Raw genomic sequence first — 17053 nt, forward strand, 5'->3', positions numbered from 1 at the left:
CCGCGCCTCCCGTCCGTCGTTCGGTCGCGTCCACGGACAAGAAGACGCCGTCGTGTCGGCTGGACGCCGCGTCCTCGGCGAGACGCCGCCGTTCCCGGCGGCGTCTCGCCGACTCGGCGGCGCCGAACGGAGACGACGGCGTTCTGCGGAGACGACGGCGTTCTGCGGAGACGACGGCGTCTTGCGGAGACGGCGGCGTCTTGCGGTGACGACGGCGTTCTGCGGAGACGACGGCGTCCCGCGCCCGGAGCTACTCGGCAGCAGCTGCGGCCAGCACGGTGTGCACACGTGCCACCCGCTCGCGCCACCACGCGGTGCGTTCCGGCGACGCGGCGTACCGCTCGACCATCTCCGCCGCGACGTCCACCCGACGCACCGGCACGCGGCCGTCCACCGGCAGCAGGGGCTCCGCCGTCACGTCCCCGGCGAACATCGCCGCCGTCCCGAGGCCCGCGGCGTACCCCGGGGTCATCGCCGCGGCGGCCAGGAACGCCCCCATCCCGAGTCCGACCGACGTGTCGAGCGCACTCGAGACGACGCACGGCAGCCCGGCGTCGGCGATGACCGCGCCCGCCGCGGTGATGCCCCCGAGCGGCTGGGCCTTGACCACCAGGACGTCGGCTGCGCCGGCCCGGGCGACCGCGAGGGGGTCGCTCGCCTTCCGGACGCTCTCGTCCGCGGCGATCCGCACCCCGAGGCCGGCGATCCGCGTCCGGAGCTCGGCGAGCTCGGGCAGCGTGGCGCAGGGCTGCTCGGCGTACTGCAGGTCGAACGGTGCGAGCCGCTCGAGTGCCGCGGCTGCCTGCTCGACGCTCCACAGCCCGTTCGCGTCGACGCGGACGGAAGCATCGGACCCCATCACCCGGCGGACGGCCGCGACACGGGCGACGTCGTCGTCGACGGTGGTGCCGGGCTCCGCGACCTTGACCTTCGCGGTGGCGCAGCCGGGGTAGCGGGCGAGCAGGTCGGCGACGTCGTCGGCGGCGATCGCCGGGACGGTGGCGTTGACCGGCACGGAGTCGGCGGCCGGCTCGTGGTCGGTCCACCCGAAGTCGACGGTGGCGCGCAGCCATGCCGCTGCCTCGGCGTCGTCGTACTCGACGAACGGCGAGAACTCCGTCCAGCCTGCGGGGCCGCGCAGCACGACCGCCTCGCGCGTGGTGATGCCGCGGAACCGCACCCGCATGGGCAGGGCCACCACGTTCGCGTCGGCGAGGAGTTCGGCGAGGTCGGGGAGCACGTCCGCCATCCTCCCACCGCACCCAGGTCGCCCGCCGGTTCCTCGGAGGGGACCGCCAGGGCAGGGCACTAGCATGCATCGGTCGGCTCCGGTCGGCGAGGGGAACGACCCGGAACGAGGGAGGCTCGGTGGCGGTGGATCCGCGGCAGCGCGCAGCACAGCAGCGGGCAGCACAGCGCCAGGCCGACCCGTCGAGCGCCGGCGCTCGTCCGGCAGCCCGTCCGGCGTCTGCAGCCCGTCCGAGCGCGGATGCCCGACCCGCGGCGAACCCGTCCCGAGCGACGGCGCGTCCGACAGCCGGGTCCGACGACTTCGCCCGGCTCATGCAGCGCAACACCGTCGACGTGCGGCAGGCGGCCTCCAAGAAGCGCCGCAACCCCGTCGTCGGCAAGATCGCCCTGGGCCTCGCCGTAGTGTCCGCTGCGGTCGACGCCAGCGCGTTCGCCGTGTTCATGGGCGGTGACACGAACTTCGCGTTCGGCATCTGCTTCGTCGTCGTGTTCCTGACGCTCATCGCCGCCGTGCTCGGGTTCGTCGCCGCCGTCGGATCCTTCGGCCGCTGGTACGGCGCCATCGGGGTCGTCCTGGCGTTCTTCGCGAACCCCGTGATCCTCATCGTGATCATGGTGTTCGTCGCGCCGGAGCTCCTGACCGACATGGGCGCCTGACCCGGCAGACGCCCGGCGGTACGTTGGGGGCATGGCTGCTCCCGTCTCCGACCTGTTCGACCCCGACGTCTGGACCACCGCTCCGATCGCGGAGCAGTTCACCGACATCACGTACCACAAGCACGTCTCCAAGGGGATCGTCCGTGTCGCCTTCGACCGTCCGGAGGTCCGGAACGCCTTCCGCCCGCGCACGGTCGACGAGCTCTACCGCGCCCTCGACGACGCACGGCAGGACCCCCGTGTCGGTGTCGTCCTGCTCACGGGCAACGGCCCGAGCCCGAAGGACGGCGGGTGGGCGTTCTGCTCCGGCGGCGACCAGCGCATCCGTGGACGGAGCGGCTACCAGTACGTCGGTGACGAGGGTGCACCGCCCGAGGGCGTCGACCCCGCGGCCGCGCAGGCGTCGATGGGGCGGCTCCACATCCTCGAGGTCCAGCGCCTCATCCGGATGATGCCCAAGGTCGTCATCGCGGTCGTCCCCGGCTGGGCCGCCGGCGGTGGGCACTCCCTGCACGCCATCTGCGACCTCACCATCGCGAGTGCCGAGCACGGCAGGTTCAAGCAGACCGACGCCGACGTCGGCTCGTTCGACGGCGGGTACGGCAGCGCCTACTACGCCAAGCAGATCGGGCAGAAGTTCGCCCGCGAGGTCTTCTTCCTCGCGCAGGAGTACTCCGCCCAGCGCGCCTACGAGATGGGTGCGGTGAACGCCGTGGTCCCCCACGAGGACCTCGAGCGTGAGGCGATCCGCTGGGGCGAGATCGTGCTCGGCAAGTCCCCGACGGCGATCCGGATGCTCAAGTACGCGTTCAACGCCGTCGACGACGGCATGGTCGGTCAGCAGGTCTTCGCGGGCGAGGCGACGCGGTTGGCGTACGGCACCGACGAGGCGGTCGAGGGTCGCGACTCGTTCCTCGAGAAGCGCGCTCCCGAGTGGACCGCGTTCCCCTGGCACTACTGATGCCCCGTCCGCTGGTCGCGACCGGTACGTCGGACCCGTCGGCCGTGCTGCGCGCCCTGGAGGCAGCGCTCGCCGGCGGCCCCGCGCTGCTCCCCGTCGCCGAGGGGGCTCCGGCGCTGCCGAAGGCACCTCCGGCCGAGGTCCGGCAGGCGGTCGCCCTGGTGGTCGAGACGAGCGGGTCCACCGGGACCGGTAAGCGCGTGGCGCTGTCGTCCGAGGCGCTCCTCGCCGGTGCGGCGGCGGCCGACGCGGCGCTCGGTGGTCCGGGGCGCTGGGTGCTCGCGCTGCCGACGCACTACATCGCCGGCCTCAACGTCCTGACCCGCTCGATCACCGCCGGCACCGAGCCCGTCGTCGTGGCACCCGGGCACTTCGCGGCCGCCGCGTTCACCGAGGCGGCCGAACGGCTCGTCACCGGTCCGGCCGCGCCCCGTCGGTACACCTCGCTGGTGCCGGTCCAGCTCGCCCGGGTCCTCGACGACCCGGACGCCACCCGCGCCCTCGCCGGGTTCGACGCGGTCCTGGTCGGCGGACAGGCGACCCCCGCGCCGCTCCGGCAGCGCGCGCGCGACGCCGGGGTCCGGATCGTGACGACGTACGGCGCGAGCGAGACGAGCGGTGGGTGCGTGTACGACGGCGTCCCGTTCGGCACGGTGCGCACCGCGCTGGTCGACGACGAGCTGCACCTGGCCGGGCCGATGCTCGCCGAGGGGTACCTCGACGACGACGACCGCACGGCGTCGGCCTTCGTCGAGCGGGACGGGCTGCGGTGGTACCGGACCGGGGACACCGCGACCCTGTCCGGCGGGGTCGTCCGCGTGCTCGGACGCCTCGACGACGTGGTGATCTCCGGTGGCGAGAAGGTCCAGCTCGGGGCGGTCGAACGGCTCGTCCGGGGGCTGTCCGGGCAGCAGAGCGCCGTCGTCGTGCGGCGCTCGGCGGGGGAGTGGGGCGAGGTCCCCGTCGTCGTCACCGAGCAACCGCTCGACCCGGACACCGTGCGTGCCCACGTCGGAGCAGCCCTCGGCCGTGCCGCCCGGCCGGCCGACGTGGTCCTGGTGGACCGGATCCCGATGCTGACGTCCGGCAAACCCGACCGGCGGGCCGTGCAGGCGCTCGTCGACCCGGCAGGGCCGTAGGGGCGAGCCGGCGGGCGCCGCATCGGCAATAAGATCGGTGCTCGTGGCACGAACGAAGAACTCGACGCAGAAGCAGGGCCGGTCCGGCAACCCGGCGAAGGCCGCTGCCCCCGCCCGCACCAAGCGGAAGGCGACCGCACGCGACTGGATCGGCGGCGCGCGTCTGCGCACCCTGACCCTCGGCGTCGTCCCGGTCGTGCTGGGCACCGCCGTCGCGTTCGTCGACAGCGGTGAGCCCGGGGACTTCGGCGACTACCTGGCGAAGGGCAGCCACCTCGCCATCGCGCTGCTCGCCCTGGCCGTGGCGCTGTTCCTGCAGATCGGCGTGAACTACAGCAACGACTACTCCGACGGGGTCCGCGGCACCGACGAGTACCGCGTCGGACCCGCACGGCTCACGGGTGCCGGGCTGGCCAAGCCCCGGACGGTGCTCACGGTCGCCCTGACGTTCTTCGGCCTGGCAGCCGTCGCCGGCCTGGTCATCGTGCTGCTCACCCAGCTGTGGTGGCTGCTGCTCGTCGGGGCCGCCGCCATCGTCGCCGCCTGGTTCTACACGGGCGGCAAGAAGCCGTACGGGTACAACGCCCTCGGCGAGGTGTTCGTGTTCGTGTTCTTCGGACTCGTCGCCGTGCTCGGTACGCAGTTCGTGCAGATCCGCGAGGTCACGCTGAGTGGCTGGGCAGCTGCGGTGGCCGCCGGGTTCTTCGCCTGCGCGGTCCTGATGGTGAACAACATCCGCGACATCGACGAGGACCAGCTGGCGGGCAAGCGGACACTCGCCGTGGTCGTCGGCCGTCCGGTCGCCCGCGTGCTCTTCGGCCTGTTCCTGATGCTGCCGTACGTCGTGCTGCTCTGGTTCGTGCTGCTGTACTTCCGCACGGGCTTCACGTACTTCTCGCTGCTGCTGGCGCTGCCGGCCCTGGCGATCGGGGTGTCGTCGCGGAAGCCCCGCGAGCTCATCACGGCGCTGCAGCTGTCGTCGTTCGCGTCGCTCGCCTTCGGCGTGGTGCTCGGGATCACCCTGGCCGTGCAGCCGTAACCGTTCCGGCTCCGACCTGACGACCCCGTGCCCGGGGTCGGTCGGTGTCGGCGTGCCCGGGGTCAGTCGGCGTCGGCGTCCCGGCGTGCTTCGTGCCGGTCCGCGTCGGACACCGGACGGACGACGGGAGCGGCCGCGGCATCCGAGTCGGCGGCGTCGACGAAGTCGTCCTCGAAGTCCGAGTCGGCGTCGCGCTCGGGGACGCCGCGGCGGTTCGCCAGGCTCAGGGCGACCTGCGTGCGGAGTCCGGACAGTGCGATGTACGAGATGAGCAGACCCACCAGGGCGGCGATGATCGTCGCCCAGTACCACTTCAGCGGCGTCAGGAGCAGGAGGAGCACGAGCGCCACCACGAAGATGCCGAGCCGAGCCAGGGTGTACAGGAGCCACGCTTTCACACGGTGAGTCTACGGAAGCGCCGACCGGCAGGGGCATCACAGGGTCGCGACCTAGACTTCACCGCATGGTCCGCTTGTGGTTGATCGTCGTCGTGGCCGCCGTTGCCTTCACGGTGTACGCGGCCATCGACTGCGGCACGATGCCCCGTCAGCGCATCCGTTCCCTGCGTCGCGGTGTGTGGCTGCTGCTCGTGATCATCCTGCCCGTGCTGGGCGGCGTCCTGTGGTTCCTGCTCGGTCGCACCCCCGCGACGGACCCCGGTGCATCCGCCCGGTACCGTGGACCCGAAGACGACCCGGACTTCCTCGGCACCACGCCGGAGCCGGGCGACACCCTCACGGACAAGGACCAGGACGACGCGACCCTCCGAGACCTCGAAGACCAGTTCCACGAGCGCGACGACGACGGCCGCACCGATCGCTGACGGCCCCGCCGGCTCGGGCAGCCCGGCGACCGACACCGCGCTCGCGCTCCTGCAGGAACTCGTCCGCGCCGGCGTCACCGACGTCGTGGTCAGCCCCGGTTCCCGGTCCCAGGCACTCGCGCTCGCCGCGGTCGCCCTCGAGCGTGCCGGCGGACTGACCGTGCACGTCCGGTTGGACGAACGGACCGCCGGGTTCTTCGCGCTCGGGCTCGCGGTCGAGACGCACCGAGCCGCCGCGGTCGTGACCACGTCGGGCACCGCGGTGGCGAACCTGCACCCCGCCGTGCTCGAGGCGCACCACTCGGGCGTGCCGATGATCGTGCTGAGTGCGGACCGCCCCGACGAGCTCCGCGGCATCGGGAGCAACCAGACCACTGTGCAGCCGGGGATCTTCGGCGAGGCCGTCGCCTTCGTCCGCGACGTCGAGGCCCCGTCGGCGCACGGCGTCGATGCCTCGGTCCGCGACACCCTGCGCGCCCTCGCCCGACAGACGGTCGCCGCCGCAGCCGGGCACACCGGGCAGCCGGGGCCCGCACAGCTCAACGTCGCGTTCCGTGAGCCGCTCTCCGCCGGGCTCACCCCGGAGCACGTCACCGCCGTCCCCGACGACGAGATCGACCTCGCCTTCGCCACCCGCCGCGCCCACACCGGTCTCCCGGTCGCCGAACTCACCCCGGACGACGAGCCGGCCACCGTCGTCATCGCCGGGCACGACGCCGGCGAGGAAGCTGAGCGGATCGCCTGGGAACTCGGGGCGCCGCTCCTCGCCGAGGTCTCCAGCGGCGCGCGCTTCGGCCGCAACCTGGTCGTGGCCTACCGTGAACTCCTGCGCGACGCGGACCACGGTGGCGCCGTCCGCCGCGCCGTCGTGCTCGGCCACCCGACCCTCAGCAGAGAGGTCCCCGCGCTCCTGCAGCGCGACGGGGTCGAGACGATCGTCGTCCGCGGACCGGCGGCCGACCCCTTCGACCCGGGGCGTGCCTCCCGACCGGACGCCGCGACCACCTTCGTGTCCGACGTCCGCGTGACGGGCCGCACCCGCCCGGAGCACCGTGCGTGGGTCGGCCGCTGGGTGGGTGCCAGCCGACGGATCCTGGGGGACGGCGACGCCGGCCCGGACCTCGACGCCAAGCGCTCCGCCGACCGCGCCGAGCGGAACAAGTTCCTGCGTGACGAGGTCGCGCTCCGTCGCCGACCCGTCGACCGGGCCATGCTCGCCGACGCCGTCTGGGGGGTGACCTGGCCGCACGACCGCCTGGTCCTCGGCGCCTCGCAGCTCATCCGCGAAGCCGATGCCCGGGTGCTCGGCAAGAAGATCCGGGTGCACGCGAACCGCGGACTGGCCGGCATCGACGGCACCGTCTCGACCGCGCTCGGCATCGCCGCGGCACTCGAGCAGTCCTCCGCCTCGGTGGGCACCACGCGCGTGCTCCTCGGCGACCTGACGCTGCTGCACGACCTCGGCGCGTTCGTCACCGGCACCGAGGAACGCACCCACCGGGTGCAGGTCGTCGTCGGCAACGACCACGGTGGCGCCATCTTCCGCGGGCTCGAGGTCGCGAAGACCACGCCGGACGCCGACATGCGCCGGATGATGTCGACCCCGCAGCACGTCGACGTCGAACGGGTCGTCACGGGTCTCGGGTGGGAGTACCGCCGGGCGGCCACGTGGGGCGACCTCGAACGGGTGCTGACGGACCCCGCCGAGCGCGTCGTGATCGAAGTACCGCTGGCCGACTGACCGGCCACGGGTGCCCCGGCCACGCTTCGACCCTGTCTCCGCGCGGCCCCTGGGTGCTTCAGGCCAGGGCGTCGGTGATCGGTCGGAACTTCAGGGCCGTCTCGGCGACCTCGCGCTCGGGCTCCGAGCCGGCGACGATCCCGGCGCCCGCCCAGGCGCGGACGCTGCCGTCGTCGTCGATCCGTGCGCTGCGCAGCGCGAGCATCCACTCACCGTCGCCCGTCGCGCTCATCCAGCCGACCGGCCCGGCGTAGCGACCGCGGTCGACGCCCTCGAGCTCGGCGACGAGCCGCACCGCGACGTCGGTCGGGGTGCCCGCGACCGCGGCCGTCGGGTGCAGCGCGTCGGCGACGTCGAGCGAGGTCGTGTCGGGCGGCAGCGTCGCCTGCACGTCCGTCGCCAGGTGCCACAGGTTCGGCAGCTGCAGCCGGAACGGTTCGGCGTCGGCGCGCAGGTCCGTGGCGAGCGGTGCGAGGGCCGCGAGCAGGCTGTCGATCGCGAAGGCGTGCTCCTCGACGTCCTTGGCGCTGCTGGCCAGGGCCTCGGCGGCGGCACGGTCGGAGACCTCGTCGGTGCCCCGTGCGGCGCTGCCGGCGAGCACCCGCGCGGTCAGCCGCGTGCCGTCGGTGCGGGCGAGGGTCTCCGGCGTGGCACCGACCAGCCCGTCCACTGCGAAGGTCACGCACTGCGGGTAGGCGGCGGCGAGGTCGAGCAGGACGGCTCGTCGATCGGCCCCCGACGGCAGCGTGCCGACCAGGTCGCGGGCGAGCACCACCTTCTGGGCGCTCCCGGCCACGATGCGGCGGACGGCCTCGGACACGTTGGCGGCGTAGGTGGCTTCGTCGATCTGCCCGGGACGCAGCTCGACGGAGACGTGCGGTCCGACCCGGGGGACCGGGACCGAGGTCCGGGTGAAGGCCAGGGGCTCCGCGCCGGCCGTGGTGTCGATGGCCGTCAGCCAGGCCTTGCCCCGACGGCGGCCGAGGACCACCCGGGGCACGATGAGCACGCTCTCGTCGGCGGAGTCGTCGGCGAACGCGAACGACCCGAAGGCGACGAGCCCCGAGCCGCGCAGCTGGACGGGGTCGTCGACGACGGCGGTCGCGACGACACTGCGCCAGAGCGCGGCCGCGTCACGCATCCGGTCGGGGCCGGTGAAGGTGAACCGCAGCGCCTCACCGATGCCGACGATGCCGTCGCCGTTCCGGACGAAGGCGAGGGGTCGATCGCGGAGCGTGTGGCGGAGGACGGTGCCCGGGTCGTCGAGGATCCGGGTCGAGACCGTCAGCGGGGGCGCCGCCGTGGTGGTTCGGGTCACGGCTCCGATGCTACGCGCCGATCCCGCACCGCCCGGGTGGCTGCGAGTCCGGTGAACGCTCGGTCGGGACCTCTAGGATTGACCACGTGAGCAGAGCGGACCTGAACAAGCGCCCGGACGAGGTGGCGGCGATGTTCGACGACGTCGCGGCCAAGTACGACCTCACGAACGACATCCTGTCGGCGGGCAACGCCCCGCTGTGGCGTGTCGCCACCGTCCGCGCGGTCGACCCCCAGCCCGGCGAGAAGGTCCTCGACATCGCCGCGGGCACGGGCACCAGCGCGGCGGCCTTCGCCAAGAAGGGCGCCGAGGTCACCGCGCTCGACCTGTCCGCGGGCATGATCGCCGTCGGCCGTGAGCGTCACCCCGAGATCACCTTCGTCGAGGGCGACGCCGAGCAGCTGCCCTTCGACGACGACACGTTCGACGCCGTCACGATCTCGTTCGGACTGCGCAACGTCAACGACCCGAAGCAGGCGCTCGCCGAGATGCTCCGCGTCCTGAAGCCCGGTGGCCGCGTCGTCATCTGTGAGTTCTCGACGCCGCCGCGTGCGCTGCTGCGCTTCGGCTACGGCACCTACCTGAAGCGCGTGCTCCCGGGCATCGCGCGGCTCTCGAGCAGCAACCCGGCTGCCTACCGGTACCTCGCCGAGTCCATCGACGCGTGGCCCGACCAGCAGGTGCTGACCCAGTGGCTCCGCGGTGTCGGCTTCTCGGTGGTCGCCTACCGCAACCTGACGGCCGGTATCGTCGCACTGCACCGTGGCCGCAAGCCCGTCGCCGACACGGTGCGCGAGTCCGCGGCACGGCGTGCGAAGGCCCGCCGTGACCACCAGAACACCGGCGAGCAGCCGCGCGTCGACCCGGCCGCCGACTGACCGGTCACCACCCCCGAAGACGGAGCAGCACTTGAATCCGAGCGTCCCGGTCGCACGTCGCGCGCCGAGCCTGCGCGCGTCGCTGGGCATCGGCGAGCGGTTGTTCGCCACGCCCGCCGACCGTCGCTTCATCTCCGCGGTCGACGACGGGCTCGAGCTCGTCGAGCAGGGGCTCGAGGACGCCATGCGCTCCACCGACACCCTCGCCGACACCACCAGCCGGTACCTGCTCTCCGCCGGGGGCAAGCGCATCCGTCCGACGCTGACGCTCCTCATCGCGCAGCTCGGCGACGGCGTGACCGACGCCGTGGTCAAGGCCGCGGTGAGCATCGAGACCACCCACTTGGCGTCGCTCTACCACGACGACGTCATGGACGAGGCGCCGGTGCGCCGCGGGGTCCCCGCCGCGCAGATCACCTACGGCAACAACGTGGCGATCCTGACCGGCGACCTGCTCTTCGCCCGCGCCAGCCTGATCACCGCGGACCTCGGCACCGAGGGCATCCGGATGCAGGCCGAGACGTTCCAGCGCCTCTGCATGGGCCAGCTGCACGAGACCACCGGTCCGCAGTCGCACGACGACCCGCTGGAGCACTACATCCAGGTGCTCAGCGACAAGACCGGTTCGCTCATCGCCACCGCCGCCCGCGCCGGTGTGATGTTCTCCGGTGCCGACCGGGCCTACCTCGACGCCGTCGGCACGTTCGGCGAGAAGGTCGGTGTGGCCTTCCAGCTCGTCGACGACGTCATCGACCTCGCCCCCGCGACGGACAAGACCGGCAAGATCGCCGGCAACGACCTGCGCGCAGGCGTCGACACCCTGCCGATGCTGCAACTGCGGCGGATGGCCGTGACGGACCCCTCGGCACAGCACCTGGTCGAGCGCATCGAGCGCGACGTCAACGGCGCCCCCGACGACGTGGTCGACTCCGCTCCGTACCAGTCGGCCGTCTCCGCCCTCCGTGAGCACGAGGCCACCGCAGCGACCCGTGCGGTCGCCGTCGCCTGGGCCCGCGAAGCCGTCGACGCCCTCGCTCCGCTGCCCGACGGCATCGTGAAACGGGCGCTCACCCGCTTCGCGGACTCCGTCGTCGACCGAAGCCGCTGAACACCCCTCCCGACACGGCACGCCCACCGCGGCACGGTCGGGAGGCACCCCCGGGAACCCCCACCCGAACGAACTGGAGACGATCAGTGCCCACCCTCCGACTCGCCATCGTCGGCGCCGGCCCGGCCGGCATCTACGCCGCGGACATCCTGCTGCGCGAGGCCCGCGGTTACGACGTGTCGATCGACCTGTTCGAGCAGCTCCCGGCGCCCTACGGCCTGGTCCGGTACGGCGTCGCCCCCGACCACCCGCGGATCAAGGGCATCATCAACGCCCTGCGCGACGTCCTCGACCGCGGGGTCGTCCGGCTGTTCGGCAACGTCCGCTACGGCGAGGACATCACCCTCGACGACCTCAAGAAGCACTACAACGCCGTCGTCTTCTCGACGGGTGCGATCAAGGACGCCGACCTCGACATCCCCGGCGTCGACCTCGACGGCTCGTACGGTGCAGCCGAGTTCGTGAGCTGGTTCGACGGCCACCCCGACGTCCCGCGCACCTGGCCGCTCGAGGCCGAGAGCGTCGCGGTCATCGGCGTCGGCAACGTGGCCCTCGACGTGTCGCGCATCCTGGCGAAGCACGCCGACGACCTGCTGCCGACCGAGATCCCCGCGAACGTGTACCAGGGACTCAAGGCCTCGCCGGTCACGGACGTGCACGTCTTCGGCCGCCGTGGCCCGGCGCAGGTGAAGTTCACACCCCTCGAGCTCCGTGAGCTCGGCGAGGTCCGCGACGTCGACATGGTCGTCTACGACGAGGACTTCGACCACGACGAGGCATCGAAGACCGCGATCGCGACGAACAAGCAGGTCATGGTCATCAACCGTGTCCTCGAGCAGTGGCGCACGCGCGAGGTCGGCCAGGCCAGCCGTCGGCTCCACCTGCACTTCTACGCGAAGCCGATCGAGTTCGTCGGCGACGAGCAGGGCAAGCTGACCGCCATCCGTTACGAGCGCACCCGTCCGAACGGCGAGGGCGGCGTCGAGGGCACCGGCGAGATCCGCGAGATCCCGATCCAGGCCGCCTACCGCGCCGTCGGGTACTTCGGTTCCCCGCTGCCCGGTGTCCCGTTCGACGAGCGGCACGGCGTCATCCCGAACCACGAGGGCCAGGTCCTCGACGACGACAACCAGCAGATCCCCGGTGTGTACGCCACCGGCTGGATCAAGCGTGGTCCGGTCGGGCTCATCGGGCACACCAAGTCCGACGCCATGGAGACCGTGCAGCACATCGTCAACGACCAGGCGAGCTGGTGGACGCCGGAGGACCCCTCGGACGAGGCGATCCCGGCCCTGCTCCGCGAGCGCGGTGTCGAGTACACCGACCTCGAGGGCTGGCACCACCTCGACACCCACGAGCAGGCCCTCGGGTCGATCGACGGCCGCGAGCGCATCAAGGTCGTGCCGCGCGACGAGATGATCGACGTCTCGCTCGGCCGCGTCGACGCACCGACGAGCTGACTGCCGTGACCGACACGCGCCCCGTCCCGCCCACCGCGGTGCGGGGCGCGTCTGCGTCGGGGGTCCGGTTGCAGGGCGTCGACGTGGCGCGCGCGATCGCGCTGCTCGGCATGGTGGCCGCCCACGTCGGCGCCATCGCGGAGCAGCTCGAGTGGACCGACCCGGCGACCTGGACCGCCGTCGCCCACGGCCGCCCGTCGACCCTGTTCGCAGTCCTGGCCGGTGTCTCGATCGGCTTGACGAGCGGCCGCACGGACCCGCCCGGCCCGCCGACGATCGGACGGATCCGCGCCCGGCTCGCGATCCGTGCGGTGGTGGTGGTCGTCATGGGCTTCGCGCTGATGGCGCTCGACACCCCGGTCTACGTGATCCTGCCGACGTACGGGGTGCTGTTCCTGCTCGTGGTCCCGGTGCTCCGCCTCCGGCCGGCGGCGCTGCTCGGCATCGCCGCCGTCTGCGCGCTGCTGTCGCCCGTCGCCGCGCTGGCGATCGCCCCCGCCTACGCGGATGCGGGCATGGTCGGTGTCCAGCTCGGCCTGGTCTACCCCGTGGTCACCTTCCTGGCGTACGTCCTGGTGGGGCTCGCGGTCGCCCGGGTCGGCCTGGAGGACCGTGGCCGGCAGGTCGCGCTCCTCGTGTCCGGCGCACTGGTCGCCGCCACCGCGTACGTCGCGGGCTCGTTCCTCGCCCCGCTGCCGGACGACGCGGCCCTGGCGTTCCCCGGCGTGCCGTACGCGGGCGAGGGCTCGACCCCCGGCCAGGCGCTCGCCCAGCTGTTCCTGTCTCCGCGTGACCACTCGTCGTCGGTCGTCGACGTGCTCGGGACGGCCGGCGTCGCGGTCGCGCTCATCGCGCTCTGCGTCCTCGTGTTCGACGGCCGCGGGCGGGTCGCCGAGCGGATCGCGTTCCCGCTCGCCGCTGTCGGGTCGATGCCCCTGACGGTGTACTCGGGGCACCTCGTGGTCCTCGCGACGCTGCCGACGTACCCCGAGTCGGCCGAGGCCTGGGGCTGGTTCGCCCTCGGCTCGGTGGTCTTCGCGATGCTGTGGCGGCGGTTCCTCGGCCGCGGCCCGCTCGAGCGGGTGGTGGGAGCCCTGGCGTCCCTCGTCCCGCTGCGCTGAGCGCACCTGGCGGACCCGCGCCGGCCACGGAACGCTTACCGCACCGTGCAGGGTTGTCCGTTCGCCGCGGGCTTGCTCGCAGGGTGCCCCGCTGTCGCGACGCACGGTGCGGCCAAGGTCGCACCGTGTGGAGGACGACGCACGGTGCGCGACGGAGGCGACCCGCGCCTCCCCTTCGCACCGTGCGTGGTTGGTTGTGCGACGCGTGGTGCACGGCATCCTGAACCGGCCCCGAACGCCACGCACGGTGCAGGGTTGTCCGTTCGCCGCGGGCTTGCTCGCCGGGTGCCCCGCTGTCGCGACGCACGGTGCGGCCAAGGTCGCACCGGGTGGAGGACGACGCACGGTGCGACGGTGCGCGCCGCCACGGTGCGCGCTGCGACGCTGCGACAGCGTCGGCTACTGCAGCGCCGCCGTGAGCCGCGCGACGTTGTCGAGCACCTTGGAACGGCGCGGACGGTCGACCCACTCGTCGAGCGTGAGTTCGAAGCTGTGCTCCTTGTACGCTTCCTGCACCTCGCGCAGGGCGTCGACGAAGCGGTGACCGCGCACCATCACGGAGACCTCGAGGTTCAGGCTGAACGAGCGCATGTCCATGTTGCTCGAGCCGATCACCGACACCTCGTCGTCGATCGTGAAGTGCTTGGCGTGCAGGATCGTCGGCGCGCGGTAGAGCCAGATCTTCACGCCGGCCCGCAGGAGTCCCTCGTAGTAGGAGCGCTGCGCGTGCCAGGTCATCGTGTGGTCGCCCATCTCGCCGACGAACAGTTCGACCTCGACCCCACGCTGCGCCGTCGTGGTGATGGCGTAGAGCATCGAGTCGTCGGGCACGAAGTACGGCGAGGTGATCGACACCTTCTGCTGTGCGGAGTAGAGCAGCGCGTTGAACAGGCGCAGGTTGTTCTCGCCGTCGAACCCCGGTCCGGACGGCACCACCTGGCAGTCGAGCGCGTCGCCGCGGTCGGCCCGCTGGACGGGGTCGCTCTCACGCAGCAGCAGCTCGTCGGTCTCGCTGTACCAGTCGGTGACGAACAGGGCGTTGAGCCCGGCGACGACCGGCCCCTCGAACCGGGCGAACAGGTCCTTGTAGACCATGCCCTTCTCGACGTGGGACCTGATGTCGTAGGAGGCGTCGATCAGGTTCTGCGAGCCGGTGAACGCGACCGAGCCGTCGAGCACCATGATCTTCCGGTGGTTGCGGAGGTCGGGACGCTGGAACTTGCCCTGCAGCGGCAGGAGCGGGAGCATCAGGTGCCACTCGATGCCCGCCTGGTCCATGAACGCCAGGGTGTCCTTGTACCCCGGGTACCCGCGGCTGGCCCAGTGGTCGAGCAGGAACCGCACGGTCACACCGCGGGACTGCGCCCGCGCGAGCGCCTCGAAGAAGGGCCGGGTGGTGTCGTCGAGCGTCGCGATGTAGAACTCGACGTGGACGAAGCGGCGGGACTGGTCGATCGCCCGGGTCATCTCGGCGATGGACTCCTCGGAGTCGGGGTAGAGCTCCGCCGAGTTGCCCCCGACCAACGGCATCGCTCCGAGCTCGCGGTTCAGCCGTGTGACGCTCTCCAGCCACGCCGGCCACGGGTGGTCACGGCGGACCCGCTCGATGCCCTCGGTCTGCTCGAGGATGTACGCGTTGATCTCGGTCTGCTTCTCGCGTCGGGCGCGCGGGAGCTTCGTCGACCCGATGACCAGGAAGACGATGAAGCCGATGTAGGGGATGAGGAAGATCGCGAGCAGCCACGCCGTCGCGGTCTGCGGCTTCCGGTTGATCGGGACGTAGATGATCGAGAAGACGCGGATCGCCAGGTCCAGCAGGACGAGCAGGACGGTGATGACGACGGTGAGCCAGTGCTCCACGGGGTGCCGGTGTCGGGTGTCGTTCGCAGGGGCCGCGGGTCAGCGGAAGTTGATGAACTGCAACGGGACGTCGAACTCTTCACCCTTGAGGAGCTGGATCGTGTTCTGCAGGTCGTCACGGCTCTTCGACGAGACGCGGAGCTCGTCACCCTGGATCTGGCTCTTCACGGTCTTCGGGGCGTTGGCACGCAGGAACGCACCGATCTTCTTCGCCACGTCCTGCTCAATGCCGTTCTTGAACTTGACCTCGATGCGGTACTCCTTGCCCGAGGGGTACGGGTCGCCGGCGTCCAGGCTCTTCAGGCTGATGTTGCGCTTGATCGCCTTGCTCTGCAGCACGTCGAGGACCGCCTTGGCGCGCTCTTCCGAGTTCGCCTTGATCAGGACGTCCTCACCGCTGAACGCGACCGAGGCGTCGGCACCCTTGAAGTCGTACCGCTGCTCGATCTCCTTGGCCGCCTGGTTGAGGGCGTTCTCCGCCTCCATCTTGTCGACCTTGCTGACCACGTCGAAGGAACTGTCTGCCATGCGGAACAGCCTAACGGCGGACAGGAGGCCCGGTTCCGGTCGCGCGGATCGGCTGACGGTGGTCACGACCACCGTCAGCGATCCGCTATGCTTTTGTGCGCGCCTTCGGTTGGTGATCACACCGGCTGGGTGCGCATGGCAAGTTACCCAAGCGGCCAAAGGGATCTGACTGTAAATCAGCCGGCGTAGCCTTCGGGGGTTCGAATCCCTCACTTGCCACCATCTGATCGGCCCCGTCCGCTGCGGACGGGGCCGATGGTGTTTCCGGGAGGATGGGTGCATGGCCTCCGACCTCACCCCCGCCCAGTTCGCCGACCTCGCCGAGTCGATCGCCCGTGACGCCGCGGCGCTGGCCGCACGGCGCCGCGCCGAGGGGGTCGAGGTCGCGGACCGGAAGTCGAGCATCGTCGACGTGGTCACGGCCGCTGACCGCGAGGTCGAGGCGCTCATCCGTGCCCGCATCGCCGAGGCCCGTCCCGACGACGCCTTCCACGGCGAGGAGTCCGGATCCGCGTCGGGGGCCTCGGGCATCACGTGGGTGGTGGACCCGATCGACGGCACGGTCAACTACCTGTACGGCAGCGACGAGTACGGCGTGAGCATCGGTGTCGTCCGCGGCGGGGCCGACCCGATGACCTGGGAGCCGATCGCGGGCGTCGTCGTGGCACCGGCGACGGGCACCGTCTTCCGCGCGGCCGCCGGACAGGGCGCGACGCGTGACGGGGAGCCGTTGTCCGTCGCCGCGCCCGGGTCGCTGGCGGAGACGCTCGTCGCCACCGGGTTCGGGTACACGGCAGACCGTCGTCGCGAGCAGGTGGCGGTGCTCGCCGGTCTCATCGGCGAGGTGCGGGACATCCGCCGTGGGGGAGCGGCGTCGCTCGACTGCTGCGCGGTCGGGGCGGGGACGGTGGACGCCTACTACGAACGCGGGATCAACCCGTGGGACATGGCGGGCGGGGCCCTCGTGGCACAGGAGGCCGGCGCGACCATCCGCATCTGGGAGGCCGGGGGGACCCGCTCCTTCCTGTTCGCGAGCCCCGCCGTCGCCGACGAACTCGAGGCGCTGGTGCGTCGGCTCGAGGCCGGTGCGCTCGAATCCGTGCCGGCCTGACGACCCGCCGGGCACCACCTCCGGGGGTCCTGGGTGGACATGACCACGACTGGCGACC

The 17053-nt window shown here is 72.0% G+C and carries 16 protein-coding genes and 1 tRNA gene; 12 read left to right on the plus strand and 5 right to left on the minus strand.

The features are described 5' to 3' along the window. Positions 1–250: 250 nt before the first annotated feature. A complete protein-coding gene (locus H489_RS35320; RefSeq protein WP_017888613.1) occupies positions 251–1249 on the minus strand; it encodes an o-succinylbenzoate synthase in 999 nt (332 codons plus the stop codon). Positions 1250–1368: 119 nt separating this feature from the next. Here H489_RS35320 and H489_RS35325 point away from each other — a divergent pair, with 119 nt between their 5' ends. Genes H489_RS35325 through H489_RS35340 form a run of 4 tightly spaced genes read left to right on the plus strand, consistent with a single transcriptional unit; the run spans position 1369 to position 5047 of the window. Further along, entirely contained in the window at positions 1369–1908 is a 540-nt protein-coding gene (locus H489_RS35325; RefSeq protein WP_042541201.1) for a hypothetical protein, read from the plus strand. Between the two features lie 31 nt (positions 1909–1939). After that, complete coding sequence (locus H489_RS35330) at positions 1940–2869, plus strand: 1,4-dihydroxy-2-naphthoyl-CoA synthase (RefSeq protein ID WP_017888615.1); 930 nt, start codon at positions 1940–1942, stop codon at positions 2867–2869. Then, complete coding sequence (locus tag H489_RS35335) at positions 2869–4008, plus strand: AMP-binding protein (protein WP_017888616.1); 1140 nt, start codon at positions 2869–2871, stop codon at positions 4006–4008. Before H489_RS35330 ends, H489_RS35335 begins: the two co-directional genes overlap by 1 nt. Positions 4009–4045: 37 nt before the next feature. Then, on the plus strand, positions 4046–5047 hold the full coding sequence (locus H489_RS35340) for a 1,4-dihydroxy-2-naphthoate polyprenyltransferase (RefSeq protein ID WP_017888617.1): 1002 nt from the start codon (positions 4046–4048) through the stop codon (positions 5045–5047). Positions 5048–5109: 62 nt separating this feature from the next. Here the strand turns inward: H489_RS35340 and H489_RS35345 are convergent, their stop codons facing one another. Then, positions 5110–5445 carry a DUF4229 domain-containing protein gene (locus H489_RS35345; protein ID WP_017888618.1) on the minus strand — a complete coding sequence of 112 codons (336 nt, stop codon included), beginning with the start codon at positions 5443–5445 and terminating at the stop codon, positions 5110–5112. A gap of 65 nt (positions 5446–5510) precedes the next feature. On the opposite strand from H489_RS35345, the gene H489_RS35350 reads away from it, so the two are divergent. Both H489_RS35350 and menD read left to right on the plus strand, forming a co-directional pair. Further along, entirely contained in the window at positions 5511–5870 is a 360-nt protein-coding gene (locus H489_RS35350) for a PLDc N-terminal domain-containing protein (protein ID WP_017888619.1), read from the plus strand. Positions 5871–5919: 49 nt separating this feature from the next. Continuing rightward, complete coding sequence (menD, locus tag H489_RS35355) at positions 5920–7611, plus strand: 2-succinyl-5-enolpyruvyl-6-hydroxy-3-cyclohexene-1-carboxylic-acid synthase (protein WP_326997987.1); 1692 nt, start codon at positions 5920–5922, stop codon at positions 7609–7611. A gap of 58 nt (positions 7612–7669) precedes the next feature. Here the strand turns inward: menD and H489_RS35360 are convergent, their stop codons facing one another. Then, complete coding sequence (locus tag H489_RS35360) at positions 7670–8929, minus strand: isochorismate synthase MenF (RefSeq protein WP_017888621.1); 1260 nt, start codon at positions 8927–8929, stop codon at positions 7670–7672. Positions 8930–9015: 86 nt separating this feature from the next. Here H489_RS35360 and H489_RS35365 point away from each other — a divergent pair, with 86 nt between their 5' ends. The 4 genes from H489_RS35365 (at position 9016) to H489_RS35380 (ending at position 13496) form a co-directional block, all read left to right on the plus strand. Continuing rightward, positions 9016–9807: a demethylmenaquinone methyltransferase gene (locus H489_RS35365; protein ID WP_017888622.1), complete on the plus strand. Its 792-nt coding sequence runs from the start codon at positions 9016–9018 to the stop codon at positions 9805–9807. Between the two features lie 31 nt (positions 9808–9838). Beyond that, positions 9839–10915 (plus strand): polyprenyl synthetase family protein, encoded by a 1077-nt coding sequence (locus H489_RS35370; protein ID WP_017888623.1) that lies wholly within the window; start codon positions 9839–9841, stop codon positions 10913–10915. Positions 10916–11001: 86 nt separating this feature from the next. Next, positions 11002–12375, plus strand: a complete 1374-nt coding sequence (locus tag H489_RS35375) for an FAD-dependent oxidoreductase (protein ID WP_017888624.1) — start codon at positions 11002–11004, stop codon at positions 12373–12375. A 5-nt stretch (positions 12376–12380) separates the two neighbouring features. Next, complete coding sequence (locus H489_RS35380) at positions 12381–13496, plus strand: heparan-alpha-glucosaminide N-acetyltransferase domain-containing protein (protein WP_017888625.1); 1116 nt, start codon at positions 12381–12383, stop codon at positions 13494–13496. 399 nt (positions 13497–13895) lie between these two features. Here H489_RS35380 and cls read toward each other — a convergent pair whose 3' ends face one another. Beyond that, positions 13896–15356, minus strand: coding sequence for a cardiolipin synthase (cls, locus tag H489_RS35385; protein ID WP_017888626.1), 1461 nt, complete (start codon positions 15354–15356; stop codon positions 13896–13898). Positions 15357–15395: 39 nt separating this feature from the next. Beyond that, entirely contained in the window at positions 15396–15884 is a 489-nt protein-coding gene (locus H489_RS35390) for a YajQ family cyclic di-GMP-binding protein (protein ID WP_017888627.1), read from the minus strand. Positions 15885–16021: 137 nt separating this feature from the next. On the opposite strand from H489_RS35390, the gene H489_RS35395 reads away from it, so the two are divergent. Continuing rightward, positions 16022–16106: transfer RNA gene (locus H489_RS35395), tRNA-Tyr, on the plus strand. Positions 16107–16164: 58 nt separating this feature from the next. Further along, a complete protein-coding gene (locus H489_RS35400; RefSeq protein WP_017888628.1) occupies positions 16165–16995 on the plus strand; it encodes an inositol monophosphatase family protein in 831 nt (276 codons plus the stop codon). Positions 16996–17053: the final 58 nt, after the last annotated feature.

It is taken from the genome of Curtobacterium flaccumfaciens UCD-AKU (assembly GCF_000349565.1).
In the GTDB taxonomy this organism is placed as follows: Bacteria; Actinomycetota; Actinomycetes; order Actinomycetales; family Microbacteriaceae; genus Curtobacterium; species Curtobacterium poinsettiae.

What these genes read in the sequence shown, in the direction of transcription:
- H489_RS35400 (WP_017888628.1), top strand. Translation starts at nt 16,165, where the DNA reads ATGGCCTCCGACCTCACCCCCGCCCAGTTCGCCGACCTCGCCGAGTCG.
- H489_RS35320 (WP_017888613.1), bottom strand. Translation starts at nt 1,249, where the DNA reads ATGGCGGACGTGCTCCCCGACCTCGCCGAACTCCTCGCCGACGCGAAC.
- H489_RS35350 (WP_017888619.1), top strand. Translation starts at nt 5,511, where the DNA reads ATGGTCCGCTTGTGGTTGATCGTCGTCGTGGCCGCCGTTGCCTTCACG.
- H489_RS35335 (WP_017888616.1), top strand. Translation starts at nt 2,869, where the DNA reads ATGCCCCGTCCGCTGGTCGCGACCGGTACGTCGGACCCGTCGGCCGTG.
- H489_RS35390 (WP_017888627.1), bottom strand. Translation starts at nt 15,884, where the DNA reads ATGGCAGACAGTTCCTTCGACGTGGTCAGCAAGGTCGACAAGATGGAG.
- H489_RS35330 (WP_017888615.1), top strand. Translation starts at nt 1,940, where the DNA reads ATGGCTGCTCCCGTCTCCGACCTGTTCGACCCCGACGTCTGGACCACC.